This window comes from Carboxydothermus islandicus, assembly GCF_001950325.1.
In the GTDB taxonomy this organism is placed as follows: domain Bacteria; phylum Bacillota; class Z-2901; order Carboxydothermales; family Carboxydothermaceae; genus Carboxydothermus; species Carboxydothermus islandicus.
Map to the genome: position 1 here is coordinate 47,519 of NZ_BDJL01000001.1, position 24,472 is coordinate 71,990.

At 41.7% G+C, this 24,472-nt stretch carries 31 protein-coding genes; 24 read left to right on the forward strand and 7 right to left on the reverse strand.

From position 1 onward, the window contains the following. The first annotated feature begins 46 nt into the window (after positions 1–46). The 4 genes from ciss_RS00315 (at position 47) to ciss_RS00330 (ending at position 3,033) form a co-directional block, all read left to right on the forward strand. On the forward strand, positions 47–589 hold the full coding sequence (locus ciss_RS00315) for a hypothetical protein (RefSeq protein WP_075864339.1): 543 nt from the start codon (positions 47–49) through the stop codon (positions 587–589). A gap of 95 nt (positions 590–684) precedes the next feature. Further along, the gene (locus ciss_RS00320; protein WP_075864340.1) at positions 685–1,329 is read left to right on the forward strand and encodes a M23 family metallopeptidase; all 645 of its coding nucleotides are present in this window, start codon (positions 685–687) and stop codon (positions 1,327–1,329) included. Positions 1,330–1,530: 201 nt separating this feature from the next. Beyond that, a complete protein-coding gene (locus ciss_RS00325) occupies positions 1,531–2,118 on the forward strand; it encodes a tetratricopeptide repeat protein (RefSeq protein ID WP_075864341.1) in 588 nt (195 codons plus the stop codon). An 81-nt stretch (positions 2,119–2,199) separates the two neighbouring features. Further along, on the forward strand, positions 2,200–3,033 hold the full coding sequence (locus ciss_RS00330; protein ID WP_075864342.1) for a gluzincin family metallopeptidase: 834 nt from the start codon (positions 2,200–2,202) through the stop codon (positions 3,031–3,033). Here ciss_RS00330 and ciss_RS00335 read toward each other — a convergent pair. Further along, complete coding sequence (locus ciss_RS00335; RefSeq protein WP_439951258.1) at positions 2,981–3,238, reverse strand: AbrB/MazE/SpoVT family DNA-binding domain-containing protein; 258 nt, start codon at positions 3,236–3,238, stop codon at positions 2,981–2,983. The genes ciss_RS00330 and ciss_RS00335 overlap by 53 nt on opposite strands. Before the next feature lie 186 nt (positions 3,239–3,424). On the opposite strand from ciss_RS00335, the gene metG reads away from it, so the two are divergent. The 6 genes from metG (at position 3,425) to ciss_RS00365 (ending at position 9,763) form a co-directional block, all read left to right on the forward strand. After that, on the forward strand, positions 3,425–5,386 hold the full coding sequence (gene metG / locus ciss_RS00340; RefSeq protein WP_075864344.1) for a methionine--tRNA ligase: 1,962 nt from the start codon (positions 3,425–3,427) through the stop codon (positions 5,384–5,386). 19 nt (positions 5,387–5,405) lie between these two features. Next, positions 5,406–6,170 carry a TatD family hydrolase gene (locus tag ciss_RS00345; protein WP_075864345.1) on the forward strand — a complete coding sequence of 255 codons (765 nt, stop codon included), beginning with the start codon at positions 5,406–5,408 and terminating at the stop codon, positions 6,168–6,170. A 63-nt stretch (positions 6,171–6,233) separates the two neighbouring features. After that, positions 6,234–6,758 carry a cob(I)yrinic acid a,c-diamide adenosyltransferase gene (gene cobO / locus ciss_RS00350; protein ID WP_075864346.1) on the forward strand — a complete coding sequence of 175 codons (525 nt, stop codon included), beginning with the start codon at positions 6,234–6,236 and terminating at the stop codon, positions 6,756–6,758. Positions 6,759–7,071: 313 nt separating this feature from the next. Then, positions 7,072–8,079, forward strand: a complete 1,008-nt coding sequence (locus ciss_RS00355) for a resuscitation-promoting factor (protein ID WP_077177370.1) — start codon at positions 7,072–7,074, stop codon at positions 8,077–8,079. 135 nt (positions 8,080–8,214) lie between these two features. Then, entirely contained in the window at positions 8,215–9,090 is an 876-nt protein-coding gene (gene rsmA / locus ciss_RS00360; protein ID WP_075864347.1) for a 16S rRNA (adenine(1518)-N(6)/adenine(1519)-N(6))-dimethyltransferase RsmA, read from the forward strand. 181 nt (positions 9,091–9,271) lie between these two features. Continuing rightward, positions 9,272–9,763 (forward strand): ribonuclease H-like YkuK family protein, encoded by a 492-nt coding sequence (locus tag ciss_RS00365; protein ID WP_075864348.1) that lies wholly within the window; start codon positions 9,272–9,274, stop codon positions 9,761–9,763. Between the two features lie 53 nt (positions 9,764–9,816). On the opposite strand, the gene ciss_RS00370 is transcribed toward ciss_RS00365, so the two are convergent. Next, complete coding sequence (locus tag ciss_RS00370; RefSeq protein ID WP_075864349.1) at positions 9,817–10,509, reverse strand: DUF6385 domain-containing protein; 693 nt, start codon at positions 10,507–10,509, stop codon at positions 9,817–9,819. A gap of 122 nt (positions 10,510–10,631) precedes the next feature. Between ciss_RS00370 and ciss_RS00375 the strand changes: the two genes are divergently transcribed. The 5 genes from ciss_RS00375 to ciss_RS00395 all read left to right on the forward strand — a co-directional run bounded on the left by ciss_RS00375 (position 10,632) and on the right by ciss_RS00395 (position 14,478). Then, a complete protein-coding gene (locus tag ciss_RS00375) occupies positions 10,632–11,450 on the forward strand; it encodes a DNRLRE domain-containing protein (protein WP_075864350.1) in 819 nt (272 codons plus the stop codon). 73 nt (positions 11,451–11,523) lie between these two features. Continuing rightward, positions 11,524–12,366 (forward strand): sporulation peptidase YabG, encoded by an 843-nt coding sequence (yabG, locus tag ciss_RS00380; protein ID WP_075864351.1) that lies wholly within the window; start codon positions 11,524–11,526, stop codon positions 12,364–12,366. A 13-nt stretch (positions 12,367–12,379) separates the two neighbouring features. Then, entirely contained in the window at positions 12,380–12,667 is a 288-nt protein-coding gene (locus tag ciss_RS00385; protein WP_075864352.1) for a hypothetical protein, read from the forward strand. 15 nt (positions 12,668–12,682) lie between these two features. Continuing rightward, positions 12,683–13,552: a glycosyltransferase gene (locus ciss_RS00390; protein ID WP_075864353.1), complete on the forward strand. Its 870-nt coding sequence runs from the start codon at positions 12,683–12,685 to the stop codon at positions 13,550–13,552. Positions 13,553–13,611: 59 nt separating this feature from the next. After that, positions 13,612–14,478: a glycosyltransferase family 2 protein gene (locus ciss_RS00395; RefSeq protein WP_075864354.1), complete on the forward strand. Its 867-nt coding sequence runs from the start codon at positions 13,612–13,614 to the stop codon at positions 14,476–14,478. A 35-nt stretch (positions 14,479–14,513) separates the two neighbouring features. On the opposite strand, the gene ciss_RS00400 is transcribed toward ciss_RS00395, so the two are convergent. Next, positions 14,514–15,191 (reverse strand): hypothetical protein, encoded by a 678-nt coding sequence (locus tag ciss_RS00400; RefSeq protein ID WP_075864355.1) that lies wholly within the window; start codon positions 15,189–15,191, stop codon positions 14,514–14,516. 251 nt (positions 15,192–15,442) lie between these two features. Then, a complete protein-coding gene (locus ciss_RS00405) occupies positions 15,443–15,826 on the reverse strand; it encodes a hypothetical protein (protein WP_075864356.1) in 384 nt (127 codons plus the stop codon). A 127-nt stretch (positions 15,827–15,953) separates the two neighbouring features. Here ciss_RS00405 and ciss_RS13645 point away from each other — a divergent pair, with 127 nt between their 5' ends. Together ciss_RS13645 and ciss_RS00410 are read left to right on the forward strand one after the other, a co-directional pair. Continuing rightward, positions 15,954–16,076: a hypothetical protein gene (locus ciss_RS13645; RefSeq protein WP_268874183.1), complete on the forward strand. Its 123-nt coding sequence runs from the start codon at positions 15,954–15,956 to the stop codon at positions 16,074–16,076. 275 nt (positions 16,077–16,351) lie between these two features. After that, positions 16,352–16,756: a ferritin family protein gene (locus ciss_RS00410; protein ID WP_075864357.1), complete on the forward strand. Its 405-nt coding sequence runs from the start codon at positions 16,352–16,354 to the stop codon at positions 16,754–16,756. Positions 16,757–16,806: 50 nt separating this feature from the next. Here ciss_RS00410 and ciss_RS00415 read toward each other — a convergent pair whose 3' ends face one another. After that, positions 16,807–17,097 carry a YbaB/EbfC family nucleoid-associated protein gene (locus ciss_RS00415; RefSeq protein ID WP_075864358.1) on the reverse strand — a complete coding sequence of 97 codons (291 nt, stop codon included), beginning with the start codon at positions 17,095–17,097 and terminating at the stop codon, positions 16,807–16,809. 102 nt (positions 17,098–17,199) lie between these two features. Between ciss_RS00415 and ciss_RS00420 the strand changes: the two genes are divergently transcribed. Continuing rightward, positions 17,200–17,448, forward strand: coding sequence for a hypothetical protein (locus ciss_RS00420; RefSeq protein WP_075864359.1), 249 nt, complete (start codon positions 17,200–17,202; stop codon positions 17,446–17,448). 209 nt (positions 17,449–17,657) lie between these two features. Here ciss_RS00420 and ciss_RS00425 read toward each other — a convergent pair whose 3' ends face one another. Beyond that, entirely contained in the window at positions 17,658–18,212 is a 555-nt protein-coding gene (locus tag ciss_RS00425; RefSeq protein ID WP_075864360.1) for a CAP domain-containing protein, read from the reverse strand. A gap of 121 nt (positions 18,213–18,333) precedes the next feature. Between ciss_RS00425 and ciss_RS00430 the strand changes: the two genes are divergently transcribed. The 5 genes from ciss_RS00430 (at position 18,334) to rd (ending at position 22,582) form a co-directional block, all read left to right on the forward strand. Continuing rightward, entirely contained in the window at positions 18,334–19,839 is a 1,506-nt protein-coding gene (locus ciss_RS00430; RefSeq protein WP_075864361.1) for a DUF3794 and LysM peptidoglycan-binding domain-containing protein, read from the forward strand. Between the two features lie 252 nt (positions 19,840–20,091). Further along, the gene (gene rbr, locus ciss_RS00435) at positions 20,092–20,613 is read left to right on the forward strand and encodes a rubrerythrin (RefSeq protein ID WP_075864362.1); all 522 of its coding nucleotides are present in this window, start codon (positions 20,092–20,094) and stop codon (positions 20,611–20,613) included. 176 nt (positions 20,614–20,789) lie between these two features. After that, positions 20,790–21,122: a rubredoxin-like domain-containing protein gene (locus tag ciss_RS00440; RefSeq protein ID WP_075864363.1), complete on the forward strand. Its 333-nt coding sequence runs from the start codon at positions 20,790–20,792 to the stop codon at positions 21,120–21,122. A 153-nt stretch (positions 21,123–21,275) separates the two neighbouring features. Further along, a complete protein-coding gene (locus tag ciss_RS00445) occupies positions 21,276–22,400 on the forward strand; it encodes an NAD(P)/FAD-dependent oxidoreductase (protein ID WP_143298443.1) in 1,125 nt (374 codons plus the stop codon). A 23-nt stretch (positions 22,401–22,423) separates the two neighbouring features. Further along, positions 22,424–22,582 (forward strand): rubredoxin, encoded by a 159-nt coding sequence (gene rd / locus ciss_RS00450; RefSeq protein WP_075864365.1) that lies wholly within the window; start codon positions 22,424–22,426, stop codon positions 22,580–22,582. A gap of 212 nt (positions 22,583–22,794) precedes the next feature. Here the strand turns inward: rd and corA are convergent, their stop codons facing one another. Further along, the gene (corA, locus tag ciss_RS00455) at positions 22,795–23,763 is read right to left on the reverse strand and encodes a magnesium/cobalt transporter CorA (RefSeq protein WP_075864366.1); all 969 of its coding nucleotides are present in this window, start codon (positions 23,761–23,763) and stop codon (positions 22,795–22,797) included. Between the two features lie 133 nt (positions 23,764–23,896). Between corA and ciss_RS00460 the strand changes: the two genes are divergently transcribed. Beyond that, positions 23,897–24,352, forward strand: a complete 456-nt coding sequence (locus tag ciss_RS00460) for an SH3 domain-containing protein (protein ID WP_075864367.1) — start codon at positions 23,897–23,899, stop codon at positions 24,350–24,352. Positions 24,353–24,472: the final 120 nt, after the last annotated feature.

Sequence of the window (24,472 nt, forward strand, 5' to 3'; positions counted from 1 at the left end):
TTAATAGTAGGTGAGACTAAATTCTTTTAAAAAGGAGGTAATAAAGTTGGTTATTTCGAATCCCCTCCCAATTTCAGTTGGTGCAGGACTTTCCCTGGATGTTGAATACATTAAACCCCGGGAACAGATATTAAGCGGCCGGAGAATTTTAGTTTATCCGGTAAAATTTATTTGCGGCTTTATTCCAAACCCTTCGGAAATTACAGAGGCAACATTACCACCGGGTGAAGAGCCACCTTTAAAGCCTGCAAATTATGCCACGGCGATCAATGTAATAAACCTGACCGATCATACAGTCACCTTTACTAAAAAGGCGGTAATCGCACTACCGGAAGGAGCACACAATTATCCAATAATTGGGGATAAAATAACAGAAACATTACTTCCCAACGCTGCACTGGAAATCGATTGTAGCGATATTGTAAATAATCTCCTTGCTGGAAAAACTCTTCCGCCAGTTACTTTATTAAAAGGCTTTGTGGTGATCGAACTTCCAAAAACCGTAAGTTGCTTGAAAGATTTTCAACCGCTGGAGGTAGTAGCAATTTATACCGCTCTTCATAAACAATTTGTTTTATCAAGTGTTTAGGGCAGGGTTTTCCCTGCCTTTTACATTTTTTGCTTGGACATAGTCGAAAATTTTTGGTAAAATATTAAAAGATTCTTGGCAAGTGGAGGTTATAAATGAAGTTTTTAAGAAAAGGCTTACTTTTGCCAGCACTTATCATAACAATTAGCTTATTTATCCTGGGACTAAGTTTTGAAGAAAATAGAGAAATAGCCAAAGTAAATAGTTTTTCCACTGCGTTGTTGGCCAGTATAGAGCCAAAGCTTACTTTGGTAACTAAAGTAAAAGAAAATACCTTGAAAACCAGGACTTCTCCTCGAAAATCCAAAGCAGTTGTTCAAAAGCCCAAAAAAATTTCCCGTAAATCCAGGTTAATAGCTTCCCGGGACGAAGCGGAAAGATTTATCTGGCCTGCCCGGGGAGGAATTAACTCCCCCTTTGGCGAGCGCTGGGGCAGGATGCATGAAGGCATTGATATTGATGGCTCCACCGGTGATCCGGTACGGGCCTCCCGGGATGGTGTGGTAACTTTTGCCGGCTGGGAAAGCGGTTATGGTAAGCTTATTGTCTTAGACCATGCGGGACCCTATAAAACCAAGTACGGCCACCTATCGAAAATTTTGGTTCGCGAAGGCCAAAGAGTAGAAGCGGGAGAGATAATTGGATTAATTGGCAGTACCGGCCGTTCTACCGGTTCGCACCTGCACTTTGAAATCCTCATCAATGGGAACCCGGTAAATCCGTTAAAATATTTACCTTAAGAACGATGGGCCGGCAAGAGCCGGCTGTTATATTTTTTTATTTCTTAATTACCGACGACTTACCACTAACCACTGACGACAATTATGGCCGGCTCCTGCCGGATTGATTTATTTCTTTGTTAAAATTTTAACTTTTCTTGCAGGATTAACGAAAAGAAAAAAGAATTATATAAGTAAAATGCCAAAGCAAGGGGAGATAATATGAGTATTTTGCAATTAAGAGCTAAAAAGCGGCAGCAAAAAATAATTTTATGGACCGTTGCGGTGGTGCTTGGTCTGGGTCTGATAGCTTCTTCCGTTGCCTGGACAATTGGTAATAGCTCAAATCTTAATCAACTCCCAAATAACCAGGTAATAGATCCGGCGCTTGCTTTAGAGGCGGAGGTTCTGGCAAATCCTACCGATGTTAATAAAATGTATCAACTGGCCGTTACCCTATTTGATAAAAGTACTCCCGAAGGTTACTTAAAAGCTGCGTATTACTTTGGGAAAATTTTAGAGCTCAATAGCACCAACGTTCCGGTAATGGTGGACCGGGCTATTGCGCTTTTTTATCTGGGCCAGGTGGATGATGCGATAAAACAGGTAGAAGATGCCTTAAAAATTGACCCAAATCACGTTAAAGCTCATTTTAACTATGGTATTTTTTTAGGTTATGGTAAAGAAAAATACAAAGAGGGAATTGCTGAACTGGAAAAAGCTATAGCTTTGGCGGGTCCAACTTCCGCAGATGCTCAAAATGCGAAAAAAATCATAGAAGAATTTAAAAAGAATCTTGACAAAAAGTAAATTACCAGAATTTTAAACTATAATTAAAATTTAAAATATTTTATAATTGAGTAAAAAGGCCCCGTAGAGGAGGAGATCCCCATGCGGGCTTTATTTTTTGCCCGAAAAAGAATAATTGGGTTATTGTTACTGGTGTTACTCTTTTTAAGCCAGATACCTTTCGAAACAAAACACTCGTTAAAACAGAGTTTTGCGGTTTTTGGCTTTAAGTTACTCGGATATAATGTTTATAACTACCGAGAGGTAACGGTATTAAGTAAAAGCCCTCTTCCCCGGCGTTTTTTACCCGGAGCAAACGACCTTTTTTTGAAGGAGAAAAAATATTTTTCCTATCAAGGGAAGAGCCGGGTGGTAATTGTATTAACGTCTAATCTTAATTCTAATAGCTTTTTGGCCCTGCCCTCCCAGGGCTACTACTGGGAAGGGGTTATTTATCTTACAAACGATCTGGAAAGCCCGGCTTTAGCCCATGAGATATCCCACCTTTTAATCGACATTAAAACCGGAGGGAAACTTTCCCGCTATTTACACGAGGGACTGGCCCAGTGGGCGGAAGTAGCCTTTGGGGGAGTACCGGCCTTTTGGGGGAGTGAGGTAGATGTGTTTTCCAGTATTGCTGCCTTAGAAAAAAATCTTGATGATAAAGAAAACCAGTATGCAGCGTATCGCCAGAGTTATTATTTTGTTAAGTTTTTGGAAGCAAAAAAAGGTAAAGAAGGTATATTACGTTTTCTGGAGGAGACAAAACGAAGCGGGAAAGAAAAAGCCTTTATGAAAGTTTACGGCCAGAGAGAAGAAGAGATTTTTTCTAAGTTCTTAAAGTGGTACCAAAAGTTTAAAAGCGGAGCATTAGCTCCGCTTTTTAAATGGCTTTTGCTTCCTCGGAAATTGCTTTTAAGCAATCGGTGCAAATGAGCTTTCCTTTATAATGGTGCACGTTTGCGGCATTACCGCAGAAAATGCACGCTGGTTCATACTTTTTGAGAATGATTTTTTCGTTGTCTACGTAAATTTCCAGAGCATCTTTTTCTTCGATGCCCAAAGTCCTTCTCAGCTCAATGGGGATTACTACCCGGCCGAGCTCGTCTACTTTTCTGACTATTCCGGTAGATTTCATTATAAATTCTCCTCCTTTATTATTGCAATTTTCGACAAAATTTTTTCAACTAAATATTACCAAAGTTAACTCTAATAGTCAATAAGGTTTGTCCAATTTTTTTTAAAAAATTCTTAGCAGTTGACGGTTAATTTTAAGTTTGGTACGATATCACCAAAAAGTACCGGTAAGGCAGGAGGCGTGTTTTAAATGGGCAAAAGCTTTTATATAACCACACCGATTTATTATCCCAGCGATAATCTACATATTGGCCATGCGTATACCACCGTGGCGGCAGATACGATGGCTCGCTTTAAGCGGATGACCGGTTATGATGTCTGGTTCTTAACCGGCTCCGACGAACACGGCCAGAAAATAGAAAGAAAGGCTAAAAGCCAGGGACTTTCTCCCAAGGAATACGTTGACCCCATCGTCGATAGTTTTAAACATTTGTGGAAGCTTTTAGATATAAGTTATGACGACTTTATCCGTACCACCGAAGAGCGGCACAAAAAAGTGGTACAGGCAATTTTTCAAAAACTTTACGAGCAGGGCGATATCTATAAGTCTGCCTATGAAGGATGGTACTGCACGCCCTGCGAAGCTTTCTGGACCGAGGGCAAACTTGTTGACGGCAAATGTCCGGACTGCGGGCGCCCGGTAGAGTGGACCAGAGAAGAAAGCTACTTTTTTAGAATGTCCAGGTATGCCGACCGGCTTTTAAAACATATTGAAGAAAACCCGGAGTTCATAGTACCCGAATCCCGGCGTAACGAAATGATAAATTTTATAAAGCAGGGGTTAGAAGACTTATGCGTTTCCCGGACCACTTTTAACTGGGGAATACCTGTGCCTTTTGATGAAAAGCATGTGGTCTATGTTTGGGTAGATGCCCTTACCAACTACATTTCCGCTCTGGGTTACGGCACCGATGATGACCATCTTTTCCAGAAATACTGGCCGGCGGACGTTCATTTAGTTGGGAAAGACATCGTGCGTTTCCACACCGTTATTTGGCCTATAATTCTTCTTGCTTTAGGAGTTGAGCTTCCCAAAAAAGTAGTGGGACACGGCTGGTTTGTTCTGGAAGGGGGCAAGATGTCCAAATCCAAAGGTAATGTGGTTGACCCGGTAAAGCTGGTGGAAAAATACGGAGTGGATGCGGTCCGTTACTTTTTGGTTCGGGAAATGCCTCTGGGTCTTGATGCGGTTTATTCCGAAGAAGCGTTAATCAACCGGATAAATGTTGATTTGGCCAATGACCTGGGCAACCTTTTAAACCGAACCTTGTCTATGTTAGAAAAGTTCCTTGGCGGAGAGATACCCCTTCCTTATGAATATGAGGAAATTGATCGGGAAGTAATCGAACTGGCATTGGCTTTGCCGGCAGAAACCGAAAAATTAATGGATAAATTTGACCTTGCCGGAGCTCTTGCTAATATCTGGCGGCTGGTAACCAGGCTTAATAAGTATATTGACGAAGTAGCCCCCTGGAGTTTAAACAAAGAAGGTAAAATTGAGCGGCTTAAAACGGTTCTTTATGTCGTGTTGGAAGGCTACCGGTTTATTACGGTTCTATTAAAACCGGTAATGCCCAACTTTCCTGCGAAAGTAGCGGCTCAATTAGGAGTTAACGATGAAGCTCTCTTTACCTGGGAGTCGCTCTCCAACTGGGGACGACTACCGGCGGGGGTAAAAACCAAAAAAGGCGAGCCGTTGTTCCCCCGCCTGGACCCGGAAATTTTATTAAAGACCACCGACGACCAGCCACTGACAACTATTAATGCAGGATCGGCTGCTACCGACAAAAAGGAGGAAAAGACCGTGACCGAACACGCGGAAGAAAAATCTCTCGTTACCATAGAGGAATTCTCCCAAATTGATTTAAGGGTAGCCAGGGTTCTTGAGGCCGAGCGGGTACCCAAGACGGATAAGCTCATGAAACTCAAGGTTACTCTCGGAGACGAAGAGAGAACGATTGTGGCAGGCATTGCCCAGTATTACGAACCGGAAGCGCTGGTCGGCAAACAGTTAGTGATTGTTGCCAACCTAAAACCGGCAAAACTTCGGGGTATTGAGTCCCAGGGGATGGTTTTGGCAGCATCCGGTAATGGCAATCTCCAGGTATTATTTGTTGACGATCAGATTCCTCCGGGGAGTAAAGTAAAGTAAAAAACAGGGGAAGAGGTTTATGCTTATAGACAGCCACGCTCATTTAAATGATCCCAAATTTAAAGATGATATAGAAGAAGTATTAAAACGCGCCCGGCAAAACGGGGTGGAAAAGATTATTACCGTGGGCTATGATCTTCCATCTTCGGAAGAAGCGGTTAGACTTTCGGAAAAATATCCGGAAATTTATGCTGCTGTTGGCATTCATCCCCATGATGCCAAAACTTTAAATGATAAAGTTTTTGGGCGTCTTGAGGCCCTTTTAGACCATCCCCGGGTAGTAGCGTTAGGGGAAATAGGCCTTGATTTTTACCGGAATTTATCTCCCCGGGAGGTACAGCGAGAAGCCTTTATCCGCCAGCTAAAGCTTGCCCGGCAAAAAAGAAAGCCCGTAATAATTCACGACCGGGAAGCTCACCAGGAGGTATTTGATACTTTAAAAGAACATGCCCTGGAGCTTTCCGGGGTGATGCACTGCTATTCCGGTTCGGCAGAGCTTGCTCTAAGGTATATTAAAGAGCTTAACTTTTACATTTCTTTGGCGGGACCGCTTACCTTTAAAAACAACGTCAAAGGTAAAGAAGTTGCCAAAAAAGTGCCACTGGAGTATCTACTGGTAGAAACCGATTGCCCTTATCTTACTCCGGAACCCTTTCGGGGAAGGAGAAATGAGCCTGGTTTGGTAACGTTGGTGGCCGAAGAAATCGCCCGGATTAAAGGCATTGCCAAAGAAGAAGCCTTCCGGGCTTTAACCGAAAACACGGTAAAGTTATTTTATTTATAATGTTTTTATACTAACTTCCAACTTCTGACTTCTAACTTCTAATTTGGGGGGGATGGATGGTACATGGGGAAAGAAAAAGGTCTTGTCCTGGTCTTTACCGGAAATGGTAAGGGGAAGACCACCTCGGCTCTCGGGATGGCTCTAAGGGCCTGGGGTCAGGGAATGCGGATTTTAGTTTTACAGTTTATTAAAGGTGGCTGGAAATACGGGGAACTAAAAGCTGCCGAAGCTTTAGGCGAGCGCTTTGTTATGCGCCAGATGGGGGAAGGCTTTTTATCCGAAGAAAAATTTGACGAGCACCGTAGAGCTGCCCAGGAAGCTTTGGAGGAAGCAAAAAAAGAGATTTTGTCGGGGAACTGGGATATGATAATCCTTGATGAAATTATTTACTCCATTGGCTACGGCCTTGTAGATGAAGAACAGGTGCTGGATTTAATAAAAATTAAACCGGAAAAACTGCACCTGGTTTTAACCGGAAGGAATGCTTCGGAGCGGATAATTGAAGCTGCCGATTTAGTATCGGAAATCAGGGAAATAAAGCATCCCTACCAAAAGGGTATTCCTGCCCAGAAAGGAATAGAGTTTTAGAAGATAACCCCTAAGCCTTATGTTTAAGGTTTAGGGGTTAAATTTTTTTTGCTTAAAAAACAGCATTTTGGAGGAAATAAGGCTTCTTTGCAAGGTGAATTGCTAAAATCACCTGAGAAAAGCTTTTTAACATTGTTAAGCTACTTGATACTTTTGCATACGTGGTTAGATATTTGGTTGTAAAACCGAAAAGAATGGCATATAATGTAGTAAGGTTTTTTGCCTGCAAAAGCAGGAATTAATTGGCAGTTAGAAGAATAATTTAAAAGGAGTGCTAAATTTCCAACCTCTTCTAACATAAGGTGGTGAATCGATGAAAGATTGGTATATACCCGATGTTAAAGCCGCAGTTATTCCCCGGTACCGCAAAAAAACCGGAGTTCTGTGGTTGGCGTTGGGGCTAATTTTAATCTTGGTTTTAAGTGTGAGTTATTATTTTTATCTTGTTAAGGAAGTTACCATTATTGATGACGGAAAAACGGTGGTTTTAAAAACAAAGGCAGCAACTGTAGAGGAACTTTTAACCGAAACTAAACGGACTTTAGGGCTGAAGGATACCATTAATATGCCCTTAACCGCAAAGTTAAAAGAAGGAACAAAGATTGTTATTAACCGGGCGAAGCCGGTAAAAATAAAAGTAGATGGCCGGGAAATTGAAATCCTGACGGTGGCCAAAACCATTGCCGATGCTATTAAAGAAGCGGGAGTTACCGTAAATCCTCAGGACATTGTGGAGCCTTCTCCTGCGGAATTAGTTGGGTTAAATACCGAAGTAAAAATAATTCGGGTTAAGGTGGAAGAAAAAACAGAGGAGGTTGTTCTTGCCTACCGGACAATTAAAAGGCCTTCCAGCAACCTTTTTAAAGGCCGGACTAAAGTTTTAACCAAAGGAAAGACGGGTCTTGCCCGCACCTACTATAAAATTACTTACTATGATGGTAAAGTAGTGAAAAAAGAAGTTGTTAAGCAGGAAGTGGTAAAAAAGCCTGTAGATGAAGTAATACTGGTTGGTACCAAAAATACCGTTTCCCGGGGGGGAAAAATTATAAGATTTTCCCGGGTAATTGATGTTGTGGCCACTGCTTATACCCATACCGGTTACCGGACGGCAACCGGTGTTTATCCCCACCGGGGAGTGGTGGCGGTGGACCCGGACGTTATACCCTACGGTACCAGGCTTTATATCGATGGTTACGGTTACGGTACTGCTTTGGATACCGGTAGTGCTATCCGCGGAGCAAGGATTGACCTCTTCTTTGATACTTACGGAGAAGCGATTAGCTGGGGTCGAAGGTATACCCGCGTATATGTGTTAGAATAAAGGCAGGAAACTGCCTTTTTTTTGTTTATAATAAAAGGTAGTAGGTGATATGTGGTACGTGGTTGGTCGTTGTCACCGACGACCGACAACTGACCACCACTATCGTAGACCTAAAAACGTATAAAGGAGTATGCCATGAATCTCTGGTCGCCAACTACTTTAAAAGAAATTTTAGCAAAACATAATCTAACCCTGTCCCACGGGTTAGGACAGCATTTTTTGACGGATTTTGGGATTTTAGCTAAAATAGTGGAGAAAGCAGAAATTAATTCCGATAATGCCGTACTGGAGATCGGTCCCGGCGCCGGGGTGCTTACCCGGCTGTTAGCCCAAGCAGCTAAATACGTGGTGGCGATTGAAATAGACAAAAAGCTTCTGCCGGTACTGGCGGAAACCACCGGAGACCTGGGGAATGTAGTGGTAGTAAATGCCGATGCCCGGGAGATTGATTTTGACCGGGTGATGACGGAACGAACCGGCGGCGAATTTGGCTTTGAGGGGAAACCCTACTTAATTGTGGCCAATTTGCCTTATTACGCTACCAGTCCCTTAATTTTTAAGGTGTTTGAGGAAGGCTACAGGGTAAGTTCCATGACCTTAATGATGCAGAAGGAAGTTGCGGAAAGGATAACGGCAAAACCGGGGAGTAAGGCCTACGGGAGTTTATCGGTGGCCTGCCAGTACTTTTCGGAACCGAGAATCGTATTAAAAGTACCGCGGACGGTCTTTTTTCCGCCGCCGGAAGTGGAGTCGGCGGTGGTAAGGTTTACTTTAAAAGAAAATTGTCTTAGCTCCGAAGAACGGCTAAGATTTTTCCGGGTAGTGCGGGCGGCGTTTGCTACCCGCCGGAAAACTGTTGCCAAATCTTTAGCCGGGGCCTTAAATTTAGAGCGGCATTATGTGGAGGAAGTACTTTTAAAAGTAGGGATTAATCCAAACTTACGGGCAGAACAAATACCTCCTGAAAGTTTCTATCGCCTGAGCCAAGAGGTGGTAGGTGGTAAGTGGTAGGTGGTAGGAAAAAATTATTTATACCGACCACCGACCACATACCACCGACGACCATTGTAGTGGGGTCGACTCCTGGCGACATAAAATAATTGGCAGCTAAAGCTGCCCTATAAAAGTAGTGGTCACTTTTTTTACTTACGACCTATTACATACCACCGACCACCATTAAGAAGGGATATACATGGCACGGAAAAAAGAAGATTATTTTATAAGCCCGACTAAAGGAATTATGAGTTTTTCCCGGGTGATGGAAGATATTGAAGAATATATTGCCGGTCTTCCCACTTCATCGTATAAAATAATCATTGGCTCCGATTCCCAGGCTAAAAACAACGAAACGGTATTTGTAACGGCCATAGTCGTTCACCGGATCGGTAAAGGGGCTCGCTACTACTACAAGAAAAAAAGCGAGCGGCATGTGGTAAGCCTAAGGCAGAAAATTTTTTTTGAAACGGCCTTAAGCCTGGAAGTGGGAAGTCAGGTGGCCCATTACTTTTCCGAACACGGCCGGGCGGAGCTGCCCGTGGAAATCCATATCGATGTAGGAAATAGTGGCGAAACCCGGGAGCTCATTAAAGAGGTAGTGGGGATGGTCCTGGGTTCCGGCTTTACTCCGAAAATAAAGCCCGAAGCCTTTGGAGCAACGTCAGTTGCCGATAAGTATACAAAATAATTAAGTTACTTTCGTAAAAAAGCCCTCTTGCAAATGCTGCAAGAGGGCTTTTTTTAGGATTGGCCCTGAAAGATGATGTTCAAATCGGTGGATTGACCGAGAAGGGTGGACTTATATGCTACACGGATGTATCTAAGAAAAGTAGAAGCGGACAAAGCAGTGCTACTTCCAGGAGTAAGGGTTACTTCAGCCGAGTCGTCCAGCCAGTCGGTGTTGTTGGGGCTTATCTGGAGTTTTACGGTAGCGGAGTTGGTGGTTCCGGTATTTTTAACAAACATGGTGTAGGTGGCCATGGTTGATACATCCTGGGCTGTGGAGCCGGTGTAGGTATCGGTGGTGGTTCCAGTTTCGCTATATTCGGTAAAGGTACGGATTGTGGTGGACATAAGATTTCCGTTAGCATCGGTTTTAATGGCCCGGTTCTGGGTGCCGTCGTAACCGTAAATAAGGATGTTGTCTTGAGTGTTGGAAAGATTTCTAATATCCAGGTCAGTCGCGGTAATGTTTAAAGCAGTGGCACCGTCGGTGTAAACGGCTATGTGACCGGAACTATTGGTTTTTAAGACCTGGTTGGCGGTACCATCGTTGCCGTAAACCAAGATACTATCGGTGGAATTGGTTATAGGTCTGATATCCGGCCGTCCCGTATTATCAGTTTTAAGTGGGCGAACAACTGTGCCATCAAAGCCGTATGCCTGGTTTTTTAGTTTTTCCGGCTGATCCTGTAAAACTTTAAAGTTGGGCATATAAATGGACCTCCTTTTACTAAGATTCGGGTATTCTGATTTATCTTATGAAAAAAATAACAATTGGTTACTAAACCAATAAAAGGCAACCTGAATAAATTAAAGTAGAGGGGGAATAAAAAATGGTCAAAACTATTAAACCACCAAGAAGTGATACGTACGTAGTTTATCCGTATATATATGGCTCTCCCTTTTGGCAAAAAGAGCTACTTGTGGGAAAGGCTTATAATAAAGTCTACCGTTCATATATCCTCTTTGACCTGCCAGATCTTGAAGGTTATGAGATAAGGTCAGCAACTTTGTCTTTATATCTTTTTTTTAATTCGTCCCCGGTAACTTGCAAATCTTTAAAGCTTTTTCGGGTGATTTCTTCCTGGGATGAAAAATTTCTTAACTGGAACAACCAACCTTTCGTTGCTCTACCTGAGGAAGGAGAGGTTATTATTACCGGCGAAGTAAACACTTTTATTGATTTTAACGTTACAAACCTGGTAAGAAATTGGCTAATTGGGGATAGTGCTAATTTTGGAGTGCTTTTACGGATGGCTAATGAGGCTCAAAATAATTTAATTGGCTTTAAAAGCCGGGAGGAAGGCTATTCCGATTACTGGCCAAAGCTCACAATACATTATATTCGAAATTTAAATAATAAAATTGACCAAAAATTTATTGTTGAGTCAGGAATAAATTGGAATTTTCTTTCTGCGATAGATGTTTTAACCTTAAATTATAGCTTTATTATTGAAAATGTCGGAAATACACCCGGAGAGGTTGTTTTAGAAGTTGGTGCTGATGGTATTTCCTGGGTAAGGGATAGCGAAGTAAAACTGGTATTACCAAGGCAAATCTTAATTTTAATACCCAGCGTGATTACCCGCTATGCCCGGGTGGCTTATCGAGGTTCTAAGTTTAAAATTTATTTTCAAGGACGAAGTTTTTAAAATTTCTTTAATTTCACCAATGTTTTTAAGATTGAATATTTTAAAATAAAAAAGAGTAAAGGGGGTTAAATTGATGATTTCAGTAGGCGATATAGTTGCAAGGAAGTCATATGGAATGGATATTTACTTTCGCGTCATAGAAATTTATAAAAAAGATAATGTAAATATAGCCCATTTAAAAGGTATAGATGTCCGTTTATATGCGGATGCTCCTTTATCGGATTTAGTGAAAATTAACACCGCCGATTATCAAAGATATCTTAATCGAGTTATAGCGCTGGTGCGGGAAAAAAAAGAGTACATTCATAAAGAAAGAAATCTTAGATATTACATGCGGGGAAACCAGGGAGAACAGTACTTTAAAAGGCCAGGTGCTGTCCTCCATTTAGATGGTGACCCGGACTATCTGGAAATGTGTTTAAACACTTATAAAGAATTAAATATTCCAGCGTATGGTTATGTAGTAGCGGAAAAAGACCAGCCCCGTCTTGTTGAAGAACTCTATTTCAAACACTTACCGGACATTATAGTTTTAACCGGACATGATGCCCTTATAAAAAATAAGATCGACTTCCATGATTTAAATAGTTATAGGAATTCTCGCTACTTTGTTGAAGCAGTTAAAATTTTAAGACAAAAAATAGATCGTGATAAAGATAACCTCGTTATTTTTGCCGGTGCCTGTCAATCGTATTTTGAAGCCCTTTTAGAAGCTGGGGCAAATTTTGCAAGTTCCCCGGAGAGAGTTTTAATTCACGCTTATGACCCGGTATTTGTTGCGGAAAAAATAGCTTATTCATCAATTTATGATCCCTTAACCGTAAGAGAGGTAGTTACAAATACTATTACCGGTGCCAAAGGCATTGGTGGGGTAGATACTCGTGGAAAATTAAGACTTGGTTTTCCGATGATTTAGGAGGTAATTTTGCATGAATAGCGATAAGTTTGAAAAAGGATTTTTCGAAGGGAAAAAACTTGGGTATAGCGAAGGTTTTGCTGAAGGTTTTGAAGCCGGTTACGAAAGAGGATTGGCAGAAGGGAAAGCTCTGGGTTTTAACGATGGTTCACTCTCGATTTTAACCATGGAGGAGCATAAGCTCTGGCATGAATTTTTAACCCTGATGAAAAAGTATGGAAATGAAATAACCATTAATGGTCCAAAAAGTTTGGAGGTTAAAATGCTTTTAAAAAAATTGGGGATAACTTTAAGAGAGTGATGGGAGGGCAAACCATTGGCATTAGCCTCAATAATTATTATTTCCTATAATGAAGGGCAGTGGTTACAAAAAACTGTTGAAAGTTTTCTTTCGGCCAAAACCGGTATACCTTTTGAAATAATAGTTATAGATGATGGTTCTACCGACCAGAGTACTGTTTTTTTAAACTCCGGAAACTTCAAAAATATTGACTTAATAAAATTACCACGTTCGGGTGTAACCAGGGCCAAAAATGTAGGGGCAAATAAGGCAAGAGGAGACGTTCTAATTTTTTCCGATGCCCATATTTTAGTCGAAGATTTCTGGTTAGACAGGATGTTAGAAGACCTAAAGGAAAAAACAATTTTATCGCCTTTAGTGGTTTCCTTATTAGAACCCCAGCGGGTTGGGGTGGGGCTCACATTTAATAAAGAACTTTTACCCTGCTGGCGAGGTTATAAGACAAACTCGGTAGAAAACGTTCCAATATTACCGGGGGGATTTATGTTAATTAAAAAAAGTGATTTTATTACTCTTGGAGGATATGATGAAGGTCTAAAAATCTGGGGATACGATGATTGTGAGTTTTCGTTGCGGGCCTGGCTTATGGGGTTTAATTTATTGGTTACCCCCAAGACCAAAGTTTATCATTTATTCAGAAGCGGTCAAACTTATAAAGGATATAATGAAAATGTCTTATTTAATTTAGGACGACTTGCCTGTTTGCATTTTAAGCCTCAAAGAATTTTAAAGGTATTAGCTAAAATTAACCGTTTTCCCCGGGCTTTTGCAATAACCGAAAAGCTGGCAAAGGAGCAAAAACTTTGGCAACTTCGAGAAATATATTTAAAAATAAGGGTTTACGACGATGATTGGTACTTTAGCACTTTTGGAATAGATTTTTAAAATCCAAAAAGGTTCTTTTACCCCCTTAGATTCATAAATTAAAAAAAGGGGGTATTTTTATGTTTTCGATCATAATAACCTCGAAAAATGAAGGTATAAATCTTAAAAATACTATTTTTTCATTAACCCATAACCGGGTTGGAAAACCCTTTGAAATAATCGTAGTAGACGATGGATCCACCGATCATTCCACCGCTTTTCTTGAAAAAGATTCAAGATTTAGCCAGATAAAACTCATTAAAACCGAAGGAATAGGCCTTGCCCGGGCGAAAAACCTCGGGGCTAAATATGCTTCGGGCAAATACCTGGTCTTTTCCGATGCCCACATGAGCTATCAGACTTTCTGGCTGGACCATTTAGAAGCATTTTTAGCGGAAAAAGATGTCGGGGGCGTATGTCCGGCCATAGCCTCCCTATCCGAGCCCGAGCGGATTGGCTACGGGCAGACAATATCACCGGAGTTTCGCCTGACCTGGCTTCCTAAGCCCACTAAAGCAGCCGAAGTTCCTATCATACCCGGAGGGCTTATGGTAGTAAAAAGTAAAGTGTTTTATGAAGTTGGCGGCTTTGAAGCTCTCATGGAGAGGTGGGGATGGGAAGATGCCGAGTTATCCCTTCGACTCTGGCTTATGGGGTACCGCCTCTTAGTAGTGCCTAAGGTTGTTGTTTATCATTTATTTCGTGAGCGTCAACCTTACCCTACCAGCAGAAAAGCTACCTTAAAAAATCTTTTTATTTTAGCCCTGAACCATCTAAGCGAAGAACGGGTAAAAAAAATTTTAAAGCTTTATAGCCGCTGGTCGGATTTTCCAGAAGCTCTTGGGGAAATACTATTTACTTATCCCTGGACAAGAAGGCAGGAACTTTTTAATACCAGAAAATATGCTGACGACTGGTTTTTTCAGAAATTTAAAATTGTTTTTTAAAAGAAAAATCCCCCCAGCGTTGAGGGGGGAATTTTTTATGGGTTTCCGGTAACCTGCGGTGGCGGGCAGGAAGTGCATTCATTATACGGAGTATCGGGGTTATCCTGACACCAGGATGGGCATTCGGTAGGTTCCACATAATCGGGGCATTCTCCTGCCGGAGGCCCTTCGCCGGGGGCGCAGAACTCGGGGGGACAAAGCGGTAAGCATACCACGGCTTTGCAGTGCTTAAACGCCATAAATTCTTTTTCCACAATTACTCTGATGCGAACAACGGGAGAGCCCGTGCACAGCCCCTGACAGGAACCGGTGGTATCCATTTCCACGGTGGCAAAAATTACATGGAGTTTAGTAGCGGTTGCACATTCTTCCTCACAGCAGTCACATTTGGCAACGATGCAGTCGGTTTTAGCTAATGGTATGTTTACATCAAAATCAAATTGCTCGTCGGCAGTACCTACCTGGGTCTGGTTATCAAATTCGTAAAGTACCCTTACCCTGTAGGTACCTTTAATGTTCATGCAGCCATTAACCTGTTGCACGGAAGTAATGTTTAAATCATAAACAATAGCTTTTAAAATACATGCGTCAATTGGAATGCAATTGCCGTTGGTGTCTTTACACAGGATATGGGTGTTGTGAAAGCACTTTATTCCTGACTCGGTAACCGCGTCCATGACCACCGGACAGCAGTTTACTTCAATCTGGCGCATGTGATTTCCTCCCTTCCAGAGCTTTTATTTGTTCGGTGCTATTGTATAATATGAAGTTTTCAAGAAAAGGGTGCGAAAGTGAAACCTTTAAAAATTTTTTTTCATATTCTATAGCAAAGAGGAAAGGGAGGTGCAAAACATGACTCAATGCCACCACCATCGTTGTGTTGCTGCTTTCCTGTTCCTTTTGCTTCTCTTAGTATTACTAAATGAAGAATGCTGTTAGATCCGCCAGACCAGCGGTTTTTTAGCTACTTTCGGTGGTCTTCCTTTTTCCCCTCCTTTTCCGGGGGGAGTTCTTTTTTTGGGGGTTCGGAAGTTTGAGATAAAAAATTTGTCAAAAGGCTCATTAGAGCAGGATTTAAGTTCCCGCTGCTCCCACCTTTGCTCTGCATCATTGAGGTTAAAAGAGGAAGCAGGCTGGATAGCTCGCCGGAGGGTATAGAACCTGGAACTGCTCCTTGAAAGCTTATCGGGGAGATTCGGTGGAGAACGAGATTTGTTACCGCGGTAATATTCAGCAAGAGCATGGTGAGTAAAACTTTATCAGTATCAATTCCGCGTTTACTTTCAAGCTCAAGAAGGTAGAGCAAAGTATCGATTAAAGAGCCTCTACTTTCTTTTTCCTCTGCCATTTTACCACCTCAACTTATCGGTGTCTTTTAAAAGCTTATGTTTTTAAAGATTATTTTAGAACTCATAGTAACCTAATTGCCCTCAAATTCATAAGTTAAATTAGACAGAGTAAAAGGAGGGACGCGGATGTCGGTAATTGGGGGCAGCAAATGGTTCTTGTTTTTAATTCTCATCCTTTTAATTTTTGGTCTTAATGACCGTTATAGCGAGCAGGAAACTTATTCTACTGTGGAAAAGGAGGTAGTGTAATGGGCAATATGAAAAAGGGAATGGATTTCTTCTTTTTCCTGATTCTCATCCTCTTGCTTTTTGGCATGGAAGAGTAGTTAGTGAATTATTTTAAGGAGAGTGAAAGGAGGTCATTTTATGGGATATAATTGTAATCATGACCATCATAAAAAACCAATGAACTTCTTATTATTCTTTCTTTTAATCCTCTTACTATTTGGAATGGAAGATTAATCCTATTCTAAAGCCCTCCCTGGAGGGCTTTATTTATAAAAAAGAGGGAAGAAGGGGTAGATATGAACTTGGATAAACTTGTGGAAATGTTAGATCAGGCTTTAAAAGATGAAAAAGAGGCGGAGCTTTTTTACACGGAAGTATTAAAAGCGACTAACGATTATCTGGTGCGGGAAGCTTTTGTCGAGGCAAGACACGATGAGCGGGAACATATTGTAAAAATTTCCGATTTATACCGTGACCTGACGGGTAAAAGCCCGGTGATTACCGGAGTTTTGCCGGGGAAAGTGACCAATATTAAAGAAGCGGTGCAAAAGGCAATCAAAGGGGAAGAAGCGGCAATAAGGGATTATTTAGAGATTATAAATTATTCCACTTTAGAAAAGGTGGACCGGGTAATTTATGAAATTAGAAATGACGAAATAGTACACCTGGAAAAATTTCAAGCCCTCTACAATACCCTTTAAAAAAATATGACCCTCTCAAATTCCGGGCAGGGAATTGAGAGGGTTTTTATTTAGCCAAAGAGGTTAAAAAGATTGCTTAATGGAGAGTTTGAAAGATTTTTCTCTATCTCTTCGGCAATTATCTTTTGAGCTCTTTTGGCGGCTAAATTAAAGGTTTCTTTTAATAGCCGTTCAAGATAATCCACTTTTTCCTCTTTAAAAAGGGCAGGATTTATTTTTATTTCCATAACTTCCATAAGGCCGTTTAAAACTATTTTAACTCCGCCGCCGGGGCTTACCGTTTCAATTTTTTTGGCTAAAAGTTCCTTTTTACCCTGGGCTAAAAGTTTATCCAGGTCCAATTTTTCCACCTCCTGTTTACCCTTTAATACCATATTATGCAAAAGAGCAGGAAAAGAACCCTAACTTTTACTTATTCATATTTTAATAGTGGGGGTGAAGTTATGGAGGAGACGGTAAAGGCTCTGCCGGAACAGGCAGCGTTTAATTTTGTCTCAAATAAAAACTTAAAAATTCTTTTAATCATTGTAGTTTTAATTGCCCTATCGGAAGATATGGACCGGCACATAAGGTCGGTAAGCTTTACGTTAGATACGGTAAAGAAAACTTTATCAACGATAAGCTTTACCATATCCAATCTACGGGAAATCCTGGAGTATAAGCCGGACAGTAACCCCGAAGGAGTTAATTGAATATTATAAGGTAGAAACCAAAAGGAGGGAGAAAGATGAGCTGGAAAAATAACGAATGGATGTTTTTCTTCCTGTTCATTTTAGTCCTCTTCGTATTGAATGAAGACTAACTTTAAAGCCCGCCGCTCCGGCGGGTTTTAAAGTATAAAGATAGGGACAGTCCCCTTTTTTATACTTAAAGTATAATTTTAGGGACTGTCCCCAAATTGCTACTTGCCGCAGAAGTGCTGAACCCAGAGCTTGCCGTATCGGCCTCCGCTGACCGAAGCTACCCCGATATGGGTGTAGCGGGGGTCTAAGATATTGGCCCGGTGGGTGGGGCTGTTCATTAAGGCAGTAAAAGCCCGATCCACCGTTGAGTTTTGCGCTAAGTTTTCCCCCCCAATCCAACGGTAATCTTTAATGCCATAAGCTATCATCATGGTGGAAGGTTTACCGTAGGTGGGAGAGATGTGGCCAAAGTAACCGAGTTTGGCCATATCTTCGGCTTTGAGCCGGGCGGTTTGTACCAATCTTGGGTCCAACGTTAAAGGTTTAAGGCCATTTTTTATCCGGGCCTGATTGGTTAGTTCTAAGAATCTTTTTTCATCAGCGGTCAGCACTATTCCCTGAGGATTGGTAGCAACTGAGGCAGAAGGTCCAGAAGTAACCGCAGGAGTTGTTTTTGGTACGAGTACAATATTCAAGGTATAAGCAGAAACGGGAATAAGGGTGGCTCCTAAAAGAAAAAGCGCAAGCAAGGTAATAGTGATAAATTTTTTCATGTTACCCCTCCTTGTCTTAATTATAAAAGATAAAAAAGATTATATTAATCCATAAAATTCTGGAAAAACGTCTTTAGCCGCAAAATCATACTATAAATTAAGAAAAGAAGGAGGTGAAAAAATGGATATTTTAAAAGAGCAGTTAAAGGTCAACATTTTGGTGGGGGAAGCGGAAAAAGAGCTAAAATTAATGAGCGTGATGGAGCTGCCTTTCTACTTACCGCCAATAGAAAAAATAATAAGAGCCTATGCTGAATGTAAAATTCAAAAGGTTATGGTGGAAAAGGACAAGGTAAGGATTAATGGGGTTGTAACCGTTCATATCTACTACTCCGCTCAAAACCGGCACGATAAAGTTTTCCATTATGAAAAAAATCTACCTTTTGAGGATTTACTGGATTTACCCGGGGTAAGCCCGGGAGATCTGGTGAAAGCAACTTCGGAGGTCGTAAATTTTAAAGCGACTATAATCGACCAGGGGGAAAAGTTTTCGGTAGAAGTTACTCTTAAAAATAAGGTGCGGGCGGTTAAAACTACCGTCTTGGAGGTGGTAACCGATGCACCGGATAATTTACTTCCGGAAAAGACTTTAATTAAAGTAGATGCAGTAATAGGGATGGGGGAAAAGGAAAAATCGTATCAAAGCCGGGTTAAAATCCCCAAAGATAAACCGGATATAGATGGCATTTCAAGTATTACCGGGGAGTTTCGGGCTAAATCGGCGAGAACTTTAGCCGGAAAAGTGGTGGTAGAAGGAGAGATTGAAGCCAAGGTAACTTATTACCATGAGGATTCCGAATGTACGGTTCGTTTTACCATTCCCGTATTTGAATTTGTCGAAGTGCCATTGGCCGAAGAAGGGATGATGGGTGAGGTAAACGGTGAAGTTTTAGAGATTAAAGCGGTAAAAATTAGCAATCGGGAGCTTAGAATTGAAGTAAGGTTAAAACTTTTAGCCCAGGCCTTAATGGAAAAACAAATAAGAGTAGTAACCAAACTCACCGGTGCCGAATACACCACTACAAAGCTCTTAGCCGAAAGAGTGGTGGGTGAAAATACCGCCCAGACTACCGCTCAAAAAGAACGGAAACTTGATGGGGAGGTAAAAATCCTGCAAATCCACCAGGAAAAAGCCGTGGTGAAAACTTCGCGCTTAACCGATGGAGAGGTTGAAATTCAAGGGGAAGCAATGCTTGGGGTCATGTATTTGCCAGAAGGTTCGGAGGAAATCCGCCATCTTGATTTAAACGTACCCTTTAAACTTACGGTGAGCATTCCCGGAGCCAAACCCGGCCAAAATCTTTATACCTGGCCGAAGGTGGAATACGCCAGTGTAAAAGTGAGCGAGCATTGCACCCTTCAAGCGGAAGTAGTGGTCCGGGTAAGAACAAAAGTTACGGAAACCGTATCCCAGGTTGTTGTAACGGAAGTAGGAGAGGTGGCCGGAATGCCTCCGGAAACGATGGAGTACGTAATAAAGCCCGGTGATACTTTTTATAAAATAGCCAAGAAAATCGGCGTACCGGTGGAAGAAATTATAAAATTAAATCCTGGGAAAGATCCGCAAAAGCTAATGCCCGGTGATGTTATCTTACTGCCGGTAAGCCCGGGCCCGCCGCTGGGATAAATTTTAAAGCGGGCGGAAATCCCGGTTTCGCCTAAGGGGCTTCCTCAACGAAACGGTTGGGATTTCTTCCCGCTTTATTTATAGTTTTATTTGCAGATAAAAAATTTATGCTGACGAAAAAATGTTGAAAAATTTACTAAAATTGCAGCATTTAGTAATAATTATTATTAAATGCATTGATTTTCATTGATTTTTAGGCGTGAGATTAATATAATGAAATTAACAAAATTTTCCCTAAGGGAGGTATTGAAAATGGGTAAAACCAGGGATAATTTACTGGCGGCTTTTGCCGGTGAGAGTCAGGCGCGCAATAAGTATACTTTTTTTGCAGCGGTAGCCAAAAAGGAAGGATTAATTGAGATAGCCAAGTTTTTTGAAGAGACCGCCCAAAACGAAAAAGAGCACGCCGAACAGCTTTTTAAGCTTTTAGGGGCTTTAGGGGATACTGCAGCAAACTTAAAAGCGGCCATGGAAGGTGAAACTTACGAATACGCCGATATGTATCCGGAATTTGCTAAAATTGCCCGGGAAGAAGGGGAGATTGAGGCGGCAGAGCTTTTTGAAAGGCTTGCGACTATTGAGAAGTTTCATGCCGAACGGTATCAAAAGCTTTTAGAAATGGTAACGCAGGGAAAACTTTTAAAACGGGATGCGGCAATTCGCTGGCAGTGCAGTGAATGTGGCTTTATCGTAGAAGGTACGGAGCCGCCGGAAGTCTGCCCGGTTTGCAAACACGCTAAAGGCTATTATATGCCTTTAAGTGAAAACTATTAATAATGGTGGTAAGTGACCTTTTGGAAATTAGAAGTTGGAAATTGGAAGATAGAAAATGAAAAACTTATAAAGCTAATTTATATAACATTAAATCTATTTTATTCAAACCTCCAAAATCTAATTTCTTACTCTAAAAAGTTCCGTCTTATGAATTTAATTAAAAGGAGGTATATCAAATGCTTTTTAAATGTTCGGTGTGCGGATTTATCTGGGATGGGGATGATGCCCCGGATAAATGCCCCAAATGCGGTGCTCCCAAGGAAAAATTCAATCAACTGGAAGAGGATGTAGCCCAACTGGTATTAAAGTCCCGGGAAACCAATGATATACATATGAATCTGGCAAAACACTTAGCAATTGTTGCTGAGCTTGCTCAAAGGGGTCTGGAAATTAAGTTAGATCCTGGTTGCGTCGATATTTTTGAAAAAGCCACAAAAGCTGCTTATGAGCTTCGGCAAATGATAAAAGCCGAGCTTGCCACCCACATGACCAAGCAAAAATGGGGGTAAATTGGAAGTTGGAAGTTTGAGGTTGGAGATTGGAAATAATTGCAGGTCTGGCTTCAGGCATTGGCCCTGCGAAGGCAGTTAAAGCTGCCTTTTTCAAACCGTAAGGCTAAAACAAGCAGCGGTAGAAGCTGCTTGCACAGTGAGGTTGATAAGATGAAAATTGTGATTGTTGGCGGGGGGATTGCCGGGGTTTCGGCAGCTGCCGCTGCCCGGGAGGTTAGCGATACTGCGGAAGTAATTCTTATTTCCGCGGAGAAATACTATCCCTATTACCGGCTGAAGCTTTCGGAATACTTAAGCGGGGAGCTGGATGAAGAAAGCTTACTCCTTCATCCCCCTTCCTGGTATGAGGAACGGAAAATCCAGGTAATTCTGGGGAAAAAGGTTACCGGAGCCCGGTTGGAGTCCCGGGAGTTAACTTTGCATGATGGGACTGTAGTACCCTTTAGCAGCTTGGTGCTAACAACGGGAAGCTATGCTTTTAAACCCCCGGTGCCCGGTGGGGACCTTCCTGGAGTTTACACCTTAAGGAACTTGGATGATTTAAAGGCCATACGGGAGCGGGCGGAAAAAGCCCGGAGAGCAGTAATAATTGGTGGGGGAGTACTGGGGCTGGAAGTGGCTTACTATCTTGGCAAAAGGGGAATTCAAGTAGGGGTGGTAGAACATAACAACCGTTTATTACCCCGCCAGGTGGATGAAGAAGGTTCCCAAATTCTTGCCGGAGCTGCCCGGGAAGCAGGGGTGGAGCTTTATCTTACCAAAGATGTAGACCGGATTGAAGGTAACGAACAGGTAGAAAAGGTAGTATTTAAAGATGGAAGTTCGGTAGCTACCGATATGGTGGTATTTTCAACCGGGGTTCGGCCTTACCTGGAAGTGGCCAATATGCTAACTTTAGGGGTCAATCGGGGAATTATAGTGGACAAGTACATGGCTACTTCCCGGGAAAACATTTATGCAGCCGGTGATGTAGCCGAGTTTGAGGGTCAGATGCCGGGCATTTGGCCGGTGGCAATGGAGCAGGGAAAAATTGCCGGAGCAAATGCTGCCGGAGCATCTAAAATTTATACTCCTATTCCGCCGCAAAACGTGTTAAAAGTTTTTGGAAAGACAGTATTTAGCATTGGGACGGTGTCCGGTGAAGGAATTACTTCCCGGCGTGAAGACCGGGGAGATAATTTCCTTAAGTATTACTACAAGGATGAAAAACTTGTAGGAGCCCTTTTAATAGGTGATGTGAAGCTTGTAAATGAATTGAGAAAGCTTTTATCCTAAAATAAATTACAGGAGGTATGGTAATGGACAAATATGTTTGCAGTATTTGCGGGTATGTTTATGACCCGGAAGTGGGGGATGATTCTCAAGGTATAGCTCCGGGAACTCCTTTTGAGAATCTTCCTGCCGATTGGGTCTGTCCCGATTGCGGTGCCGACAAAGATGCTTTTGAAAAAATGTAAATAAAAATTGAAAACTAAAAAGAGCGCACAAAAGTGCGCTCTTTTTATATATTGAAGTTGGAGTAGGACGGGCAATTTTTGATGTTGAGGTTGACTTTTAACCTCTTACTTCTCTCCTGTTGTGGCAGGTAATAGCCTTTTACCGACGACCGACCACTTACTACTTATCACCGTTATACCCACCACTTACGACGCACCACCTATCACCATTCTCACATCCAATTTTTATACTTAAACCAGCGAATCATGCCGTAAGAAATAGCGATTAAACCTGCGGTGATAAAGCCGGTAGAGATATAATGGTCTTGAGCTGGAAAAGGTACGTTCATACCGAAAAAACCGGTGACAAAGGTGAGGGGCATGAAAATTGTGGAAATAATTGTTAAAACCCGCATAGTTTCGTTGGTACGGGTGGTGATGATGGAGTTATAAGTCATCAGGATTTGGTCAAGCATGTCCCGCTGGCTATCGACCGTATCGGTGGCCCGCTCTAAATGGTCGGCAAGGTCAGAAAAATAAGGTTTTATTTCTTCGCTTAACGGGAAAGGTGGACGAATTAAATTGCCGAAAATTCTTTTCTGGTGGGATATTGCCCGACGGATTGCTAAAATGGTACGCTTTAAGTCAATAAACTCATCGGTAATTTCCCGGTTGGGTTGTTCGTAAATTTCATCTTCCAGATCCTCGATACGGTTGGCTACCTGTTCGAGAATGGGAAAATACTCATCGACGATGCCGTCGATAATCGAATAAAGAAAGTATTCGGTGCCCTTCACACAGATTTCGGAACTCCGCCGGCAAACCAAAGCAAGCTTACCAAGACTGGGAAGGGCGCTTTTATGAACCGTAACGATAAAGTTCGAACCAAGATAAACACCTAACTGTACCAGAAGGATTTCTTCCTCCTGTTCTTCATCGTAGCGTAAGGCGTGGAGCAGGAAGAAATAATAATTTTCATACTTATCCACTTTGGCCCGGGGGCTAAAGGTTAAACAGTCTTCTACCGTCAACTCGTGAAAGTTAAAAATGCGGGCAAGGTAGTAAAGCTCTTTTTCCTCAAAGTTATACAAATCAACCCACAGCAAGCTTTCCGGATCCGCTAAAAGTTCGGAAAGTCTTGATAAATCCACATCATGTTCCATGGTGTTAGTTTTGTGGTTGTAGTAATAAGTTTTAATCATTTTTTTCACCCCCTTTGGCCGCAGCTTACATATTTAATTATAGAAGGATAACGGTGAATTTACCAGTTTTTTTGGACAAGTTTACCGAAAAAATGATAAAATATTAATAAATCGACTTAAGGCGGTGGTTTTTATGAAAAAGAATGGATATGTGATTTTAGGGATAATTATCGCTTTTGCTGCCGGTCTATTCCTGGGAGGAAGAATCTTGGCCCAGAATGAAAATGCGATTCCCGGCTCTCCCCAGGATCCACTGGTAGCTAAAAGTTATGTGGATAAACAGGTAAAAGCGGTTGCCGACCAGGTATATAAATTGCAGGAACGTATTGCTGCTTTAGAGAAAAAAATTGCAGAAATGTCAGCTGCTAACCCGGCAGTTCCTGTTACAACAAAAGTTGGGATTGTAGCAACTAATAACCTATACTTAAGAAAAACCCCCGAGATTTCCAGCAATAATATCATTGCGAAATTACCTTTAAATACACGTCTCACCGTTTACCTTAATAAGTCTACCGGAGATTGGTATTATGTAAAAACCTCGGGCGGGAAATATGGATATGTAAGCAAAAAATACGTAAAACTTCAGTAAATAACCCTCCGCTTAAGGAGGGTTATTTTTTTAAAACAATGCAGTTATTAGAAGATGGAATAAAAACATATTTTCGGATGCTATAAATAAAACTTATACCAATAAAATATAAAAAACACA